A 6971-nucleotide genomic window follows, 5' to 3' on the forward strand; every position below is an offset into this window, starting at 1 on the left:
GGCCGCACCCCCCAAAGTGGGGTGCGGCCCGATCTCACCTACAGCCAAGCGCAGCGCTACGCGTCGAAGACCTCCGCGACCAGCGCTTCCTGCTCCGCCTGGTGGCGCTTCGCGGAGCCCACCGCGGGGGAGGAGCCGTGCGGCCGCGAGATGCGGCGCAGGCGCTCACCGTGCGGGACGTCGGCGCCGACGGCCAGGTCCAGGTGGTCGATCAGGTTGAGCGCGATGAACGGCCAGGCACCCTGGTTCGCCGGCTCCTCCTGCACCCACAGGTACTTCTCGGCGTTCGGGAACTTGGCGATCTCTTCCTGGAGTTCGGCACCCGGAAGCGGGTACAGACGCTCGATGCGGATGATCGCCGTGTCCGTGGCGCCGCGCTTCTGCCGCTCGGCCTCCAGGTCGTAGTAGACCTTGCCCGCGCAGAAGACGACCTTGCGGACGGCGGCCGGGTCGGCCGAGGCGTCGCCGATGACGGGGCGGAAGCCGCCCGTCGTGAACTCCTCCGCCTTGGACGCCGCGGCCTTCAGACGCAGCATCGACTTCGGGGTGAAGACGATCAGCGGCTTGTGGTGCGGGTTGTGCACCTGCCAGCGCAGCAGGTGGAAGTAGTTCGACGGCAGGGTCGGCATCGCGACCGTCATGTTGTTCTGCGCGCACAGCTGCAGGAACCGCTCCGGGCGCGCGGACGAGTGGTCCGGGCCCTGGCCCTCGTAGCCGTGGGGGAGGAGGAGGGTCACACCGGAGTGCTGGCCCCACTTCTGCTCCGCGGACGAGATGAACTCGTCCACCACCGTCTGCGCGCCGTTGACGAAGTCGCCGAACTGCGCCTCCCACATCACGAGCGCCTCGGGACGGGCGAGCGAGTAGCCGTACTCGAAGCCCATCGCCGCGTACTCGGAGAGCAGCGAGTCGTAGACGTTGTAGCGCGCCTGGTCGTCCGCGAGGTAGAGCAGCGGCGTGAAGTCGTCGCCCGTCTCCCGGTCGATGAGGACCGCGTGCCGCTGACCGAAGGTGCCGCGGCGGGAGTCCTGGCCCGCGAGGCGGACCGGGGTGCCCTCCAGGAGCAGCGAACCGATGGCCAGGGTCTCGCCCATGCCCCAGTCGATCGTGCCGTCCTCGACCATGGCCGCGCGGCGCTGCAGCTGCGGAAGCAGTCGCGGGTGCACGGTGACGCGGTCGGGGATGTTGACCTGGGACTCGGCGATCCGCTTGACGACCTCCTGCGAGACGGCAGTCTTGACCGCGACCGGGAACTCGGCCTCGGCGCCCGGGACATGACCCGGAGCGGACTGCGCGGTGGCCTCGCGGACCTCCGTGAAGACCTTCTCCAGCTGGCCCTGGTAGTCCTGAAGGGCCTGCTCGGCCTCTTCGAGCGTGATGTCACCGCGACCGATGAGGGACTCGGTGTAGAGCTTGCGCACCGAGCGCTTCTTGTCGATCAGGTCGTACATCAGCGGCTGCGTGAACGCCGGGTTGTCCGACTCGTTGTGGCCGCGGCGGCGGTAGCAGATGAGGTCGATGACGACGTCCTTGTTGAACGCCTGCCGGAACTCGAACGCCAGGCGCGCGACGCGGACGACGGCCTCGGGGTCGTCGCCGTTGACGTGGAAGATCGGGGCCTCGATCATCCGCGCCACGTCGGTCGAGTACATGGAGGAGCGCGAGGACTCGGGCGCCGCCGTGAAGCCGACCTGGTTGTTGATGACGACGTGCACGGTGCCACCGGTGCGGTAGCCGCGCAGCTGCGACATGTTCAGGGTCTCGGCCACGACACCCTGGCCCGCGAAGGCCGCGTCACCGTGGATCGCGACGGGCAGGACCGTGAAGTCCGTACCGCCCTTGTTGATGATGTCCTGCTTGGCCCGGGTGATGCCCTCCAGGACCGGGTCGACCGCCTCCAGGTGCGAGGGGTTGGCGGCGAGCGAGACCTTGATCTGCTCACCGTCGAGACCGGTGAAGGTGCCCTCGGAGCCCAGGTGGTACTTCACGTCGCCGGAGCCGTGCATCGACTTCGGGTCGAGGTTGCCCTCGAACTCGCGGAAGATCTGCGCGTACGACTTGCCCACGATGTTCGCGAGGATGTTCAGGCGGCCGCGGTGGGCCATGCCGATGACGACCTCGTCGAGGCGCGACTCGGCGGCCGAGTCGATGACCGCGTCGAGCAGCGGGATGACGGACTCGCCGCCCTCCAGGGAGAACCGCTTCTGGCCGACGTACTTCGTCTGCAGGAAGGTCTCGAAAGCCTCCGCCGCGTTCAGGCGGCGCAGGATGCGCAGCTGCTCCTCGCGCTCCGGCTTGTTGCGCGGGCGCTCGATGCGGTCCTGCAGCCACTTGCGCTGCTTCGGGTCCTGGATGTGCATGAACTCGACGCCGGTGGTGCGGCAGTACGACTCACGCAGCACGCCGAGGATGTCGCGGAGCTTCATCATCGACTGACCGGCGAAGCCACCGACCGCGAACTCCCGCTCCAGGTCCCACAGGGTGAGGCCGTGCTCGGTGATGTCCAGGTCGGGGTGCTTGCGCTGGCGGTACTCCAGCGGGTCGGTGTCGGCCATGACGTGGCCGCGGACCCGGTAGGAGTGGATCAGCTCGAAGACGCGGGCGGCCTTCGTGACGTCGTCGTCGTGCGACGCGTCGATGTCCTTGAGCCAGCGGACCGGCTCGTAGGGGATGCGCAGCGACTTGAAGATGTCGTCGTAGAAACCCTCCTCGCCGAGGAGGGAGTTGGCGACGACGCGCAGGAACTCGCCGGAGGCGGCGCCCTGGATGACCCGGTGGTCGTAGGTCGACGTGAGCGTCATGACCTTCGAGATGCCGAGCTTGTTCAGGGTGTCCTGGGAGGTGCCCTGGAACTCCGCCGGGTAGTCCATGGAGCCGACGCCCATGATGACCGACTGACCGGGCATCAGGCGCGGCACGGAGTGGACGGTGCCGAGGCCACCGGGGTTGGTCAGCGAGACCGTGACACCGGTGAAGTCGTCCATGCCGAGCTTGCCGTTGCGCGCGCGGCGGACGATGTCCTCGTAGGCCTGCCAGAACTCGAAGAAGTTCAGGGTCTCGGCCTTCTTGATGCCCGCGACCACGAGCTGGCGGTCGCCGTTGGGCTTCACCAGGTCGATGGCGAGGCCGAAGTTGATGTGCTCCGGCTTGACCAGGGTCGGCTTGCCGTCCTTCTCCGCGAAGGAGTAGTTCATCGACGGCATGGCCTTGATGGCCTGCACCATCGCGTACCCGATGAGGTGGGTGAAGGAGATCTTCCCGCCCCGGGCGCGCTTCAGGTGGTTGTTGATGACGATGCGGTTGTCGAAGAGCAGCTTCACCGGGACCGCGCGCACGGACGTGGCCGTGGGCACCTCGATCGAGGCGTTCATGTTCTTCGCGACGGCGGCGGCGGGGCCGCGCAGCGTGACCAGCTCGGGGCCCGCGGGGGCCTCCGCGGCCGGCTCGGCCTTCTTCGGCGCGGGCGCTGCGGCGGGCTTCGCGGCGGGCTTCGCGGCGGCGGGCGCGGCCGCGGCCGGAGCCGGGGTCGCGGGCTTCGCCGGGGCGGCAGCGGGGACCGGAGCGTCCGCGGCGGGCTTCGCGGGAGCCGGGGTCTGCGTCGACACGCCTGCGGGAGCGCTCGGCGTGGAGGTTCCCGCAGCCCCCGCGGCTGCGGTACCGGCGGCGGGAGCCTGCGTCGGCTGAGCCGGAGCGGCGCTGGCGCTCCCCGGCTTGTAGTCGGCGAAGAAGTCCCACCAGGCTCGGTCAACCGAATTCGGGTCCTGGAGGTACTGCTGGTAGATCTCGTCGACGAGCCACTCGTTGGGACCGAAAGCAGCGGCAGGGTTCTTGCCCTGCCCCTCCTGGTCGGTCGTGGTGCTCGAGTTACTGGGGGACTGTGGCGACACGGCGGTAACCGCCCTCTTCCGCTTCACAAGGTGATGGACAGCGGGAATAAAGGCTACGCCTCCGTGGCCGAGAGGTGCAGACCGGGCGGGCCTTTGGTCGCGTAAGTCACATCGGATCGCGAGTTTCGGGGCCGGAAATGGCGGGAAACAAGCGAGGTTCCGCTATGGCAGGGCAGCGCTGCCCGCGACTGCGGCCCCCGATCGGCCCGCACCCTTGCCTCGGAGCGCGTAGATCCTCGGTATTTCCCCGCTTGATGATTCGAAGAGTCGAAGATCCTGTGCTTGCGCTTCGAACCCTACGTCAACGCGAGATGTCAGGGGATGCCCGGAAGGGTGACCTGGATCCGGCAGCCGCGGGTGGATTCGGCCACCCCGATCCGGCCGCCGTGCAGCTCGACCGCCCAGCGCGCGATGGCCAGGCCGAGGCCGGTGCCGCCGTCGCTGTCGGGGCCGTGCGGCTTGACCACCGCGCCCCGGTTGAAGCGCTCGAAGACCCGGTGCCACTCGGACTCCGGAATGCCCGGACCCTCGTCCAGGACCTCCAGGTCGAGGGACTCGGGCGTCGGACCGCGCCGGGCCCGCACCGTGACCCGGCCGTGCGGCGGCGAGTGCTTCACCGCGTTGTCGATGAGGTTCGCCACGACCTGGTGCAGCCGCTCGGCGTCCGCGTGCGCGGTCAGCTCCGGCGGCGTCACGTCGAGGTGCAGATGAACGTCCGTACGCGTGTGCCGGCCCGAGCCGGACGGCATGCCCTGGCGCTGCACACTGGCCGCGCCGGACAGCTGGGCCTCCTTCAGGACGCCCGACAGGTACGGCCACACCTCGAAGCGGCGGGCCCGCAGCGGGACGACGCCGTTGTCCAGGCGGGACAGGTCGAGCAGCGTCTCCACCAGGCGGCCCAGGCGCTCGGTCTGCTTCAGGGCCGTACGCATGGTCTCCGGGTCGGCCTCGGAGACGCCGTCGACGACGTTCTCCAGGACCGCGCGGAGCGCCGCGATCGGGGTGCGCAGCTCGTGCGAGACGTTCGCGACCAGCTCCTTGCGGTGCTGCTCCTGGGCTTCCAGGTCGTCGGCCATGCGGTTGATGGTGCTGGCCAGGTCGCCGAGCTCGTCGCGACGGTCGGCGCCGCGCACCCTGCGGGTGTAGTCACCGTGCGAGATGGACCGGGCCACGGTGTTCATCTCGTCGAGCGGCGCGGTCAGCGAGTGCGCCACGAACTGCGTGATCAGCAGCGTCGCGATGACCGAGAAGACCGTGATGAAGCGCAGCTCCGTCTCGGTGCGCACCGCGATCATCAGCAGGCCCGTCGTGATGAAGACCGAGACGACCACGAGGGTGCCGAGTTTGGTCTTGATCGAGAACGGGCGGAGTTCCTGCAGGGCTTGCAGCCGGGCCGGCCACGGGAGGCGTGGCTCGCCGCGCGCCCCGGCCCGTTCCCGCCCGTGTGTGCCCTGCTGCGGTTTGCGGGGCGCGCCCCAGAGTCCGCCGCTCATTCCCGCTCCCTCACGGCGTGGGGGTCTCCAGGGCGTAACCCACCCCGTGCACCGTACGGATGCGCTCCGCGCCGATCTTCCGGCGCAGCGCCTTGATGTGGCTGTCGACGGTCCGGGTGCCGGACGCGTCCGCCCAGTCCCACACCTCGGCGAGCAACTGCTCGCGGGAGAGCACCGCGCGCGGGGTGTTCGCCAGGCAGACGAGCAGGTCGAACTCGGTGGGGGTGAGGTGGACGTCCTCGCTCCGCACCCGGACGCGGCGCTGCGCGTGGTCGAGCTCCAGCTCGCCGAGGCGGAGGATGCCGCTGCGCGGAGTGGCCGCGGCGAGCGCCGCCCGCTCGACCCGGCGCAGCAGTACGTGCACCCGGGCCGCCAACTCCCGCATGGAGAACGGCTTTGTCATGTAGTCGTCGGCGCCGACGCCGAGGCCGACCAGCATGTCCGTCTCGTCGTCCCGCGCCGTGAGCATCAGCACCGGCACCGGGCGCTGCGCCTGGACCCGGCGGCAGACCTCGAGTCCGTCGAAGCCGGGCAGCATGATGTCGAGGATCAGCAGGTCGGGCTGCCAGGCCTCGGCCGTGTCCACGGCGGAGGGCCCGTCGGCCGCTGTCTGTACGAGGAAGCCCTCGGCGCGCAGCCGGGCGGCGATGGCGTCCACGATGGTCGGATCGTCCTCGATCACGAGTACCCGGCGCTGGGCACCCGGCGTGGGCGCCGTGCCGTTGTGGGAGGTGTGTGTCTGCTCCATGGCCCCGCCCCTGAAAATGCGCCTTGAATGACTTCGGTGGAACTGCGGTAAAGATCCCGCGTGATTCCGCGTGTTCGGTCAGCAGCGTACGGGCAGTTGCGGCACCTAGGCTACGCAGCCCTTACGGCGAGATGGACCACGTCGGGGACGCCTCGGACAACGGCCACTTCATGCGTACGTACCCCTTCGAAACCGGCATTGCGCAGAGCTTTCTCGAATCCGGCGGAGGGCTGCGCGGACCACACGGCGAGCACTCCGCCGGGGTTCAGGCGCCGGGTGCAGGCGGCGAGTCCGGCGGGGGAGTAGAGGCTGTCGTTGTCCTCGGTGACGGTCCAGTCGGGGCCGTTGTCGATGTCCAGGCAGAGCGCGTCGTACGTGGGGGCGGCCGGGTCGTCGAGGTGCGCGAGCAGGTCGGCGTGGACGATCCGGGTGCGGGGGTCGGCGAACGCCTCGGCGGTGTACGGCGCGAGCGGGCCGGTGCGGTGCCAGTCGATGACGGCCGCTTCCCGCTCCACGACGGTGATGCGGCCCCAGTGCGGGTCGGTGGCGGCGTGCGCGAGGGAGAAGCCGACGCCGAGGCCGCCGATGAGGACGCTCGGCGCGGGCCGTTCGTCCAGGGTCTCGTGGGCGGCGTCCACGAGGAGGCGCTCGGAGCGGCCGTCCGAAGTGTCCATCAGGAACGTGCCGTTGGCGATGATCTGGAGCTGTCCGTCGTGTTCGCGGAGCACGATCTCGCCGTGCGGGCCGGTGCGGTGGTCGAGGGTGCGGGGTTCGTTGTCGTACGGGGCGCGCATGGGGTTCATCCTGCACGGTGGGGGGTGCGCGGCGCGGCTCTTTTTCCCC

Annotated in this window: 4 protein-coding genes; all 4 read right to left on the reverse strand. The window is 69.8% G+C overall.

Translation table 11 applies throughout. The features are described from left to right. Positions 1-56: 56 nt before the first annotated feature. Entirely contained in the window at positions 57-3887 is a 3831-nt protein-coding gene (locus tag GUY60_RS31760) for a multifunctional oxoglutarate decarboxylase/oxoglutarate dehydrogenase thiamine pyrophosphate-binding subunit/dihydrolipoyllysine-residue succinyltransferase subunit (protein WP_161704138.1), read from the reverse strand. A 314-nt stretch (positions 3888-4201) separates the two neighbouring features. Next, positions 4202-5380 carry a HAMP domain-containing sensor histidine kinase gene (locus tag GUY60_RS31765; protein ID WP_246235909.1) on the reverse strand — a complete coding sequence of 393 codons (1179 nt, stop codon included), beginning with the start codon at positions 5378-5380 and terminating at the stop codon, positions 4202-4204. A gap of 10 nt (positions 5381-5390) precedes the next feature. Then, positions 5391-6128: a response regulator transcription factor gene (locus GUY60_RS31770; protein ID WP_161704140.1), complete on the reverse strand. Its 738-nt coding sequence runs from the start codon at positions 6126-6128 to the stop codon at positions 5391-5393. A gap of 110 nt (positions 6129-6238) precedes the next feature. Continuing rightward, positions 6239-6922 carry a spermidine synthase family protein gene (locus GUY60_RS31775; RefSeq protein WP_161704142.1) on the reverse strand — a complete coding sequence of 228 codons (684 nt, stop codon included), beginning with the start codon at positions 6920-6922 and terminating at the stop codon, positions 6239-6241. Positions 6923-6971 lie beyond the last annotated feature (49 nt).

The organism is Streptomyces boluensis, assembly GCF_009908195.1.
Classification (GTDB): domain Bacteria; phylum Actinomycetota; class Actinomycetes; order Streptomycetales; family Streptomycetaceae; genus Streptomyces; species Streptomyces boluensis.